At 71.5% G+C, this 431-nt stretch carries 1 protein-coding gene; it reads left to right on the forward strand.

What is annotated here, in order from left to right; genetic code table 11:
• Nucleotides 1-3: 3 nt before the first annotated feature.
• Nucleotides 4-431: MarR family winged helix-turn-helix transcriptional regulator (locus ADL34_RS34385; RefSeq protein ID WP_062664666.1), on the forward strand; the 428-nt coding region annotated here is incomplete at its 3' end.

The raw sequence follows: 431 nt of genomic DNA on the forward strand, positions 1-431 counted from the left end.
GCCATGACAGCGACCGATCCCGCACTCACCGCCCTCGCCCAGGGCTGGTGCGCCCTCTCCCTGCTGCACGGCAGGATCGAGGCCCACATCGAACGCGCCCTGCAGAGCAACCACGACCTCAGCGTCCGCGAGTACTCCCTGCTCGACGTCCTCAGCCGCCAGCACAACGGCGAAGGCGGACACCTGCAGATGAAGCAGGTCGCCGACGCCGTCGTCCTCAGCCAGAGCGCCACCACCCGCCTCGTCACCCGCCTCGAGGACCGGGGGCTGCTCTCCCGCTACCTCTGCCCCACCGACCGCCGCGGCATCTACACCGACGTCACCGACGCCGGACTCCGCCTCCTCGACCAGGCCCGCCCCACCAACGACAAAGCCCTCCGCGAAGCCCTCGACGACGCCGCCCGCAACCCCGAACTCGCCCCCCTCGTCCG

The organism is Streptomyces sp. NRRL WC-3605 (assembly GCF_001509795.1).
GTDB lineage: Bacteria > Actinomycetota > Actinomycetes > Streptomycetales > Streptomycetaceae > Streptomyces > Streptomyces viridochromogenes.